This is a genomic window from Pseudoalteromonas sp. AWH4_217, from assembly GCF_056161105.1.
Genome location: NZ_JBSWYM010000066.1, coordinates 1 through 424 on the forward strand (window position 1 = coordinate 1; position 424 = coordinate 424).

General features: G+C 40.1%; 1 rRNA gene. It reads left to right on the plus strand.

What is annotated here, in order from left to right:
• Positions 1 to 78 (plus strand): 16S ribosomal RNA (locus ACXAH1_RS24685); the annotation flags it as partial.
• Positions 79 to 424: the final 346 nt, after the last annotated feature.

Consider the following 424-nt stretch of genomic DNA (forward strand, 5'->3'; position numbering starts at 1 on the left):
ACCACGGAGTGATTCATGACTGGGGTGAAGTCGTAACAAGGTAGCCCTAGGGGAACCTGGGGCTGGATCACCTCCTTATCGACTTAGAACTGATTTGTTCGAAGTGTCCACACAGATGATTGTTGCTTGGTAAGTTTACTTGCTGAGTGATATTGCTCTTTAAAAATTTGGAAAGCTGATATTAAATTCTCGGAATGACAATGAAAATTGTTGTTCTATAGAGTTTTCGAAAGAAAAATGCCGATAAATTCGCAAGAATTTATTAGCGTCTACTTTAGTATTACTTAACTTCTGGCGAAGTTAAAACTGTCTTTGACACTACAATTCAAAACTATTTTGGGTTGTATGGTTAAGTGACTAAGCGTACACGGTGGATGCCTTGGCAGTTGGAGGCGATGAAGGACGTACTAACTTGCGATAAGCC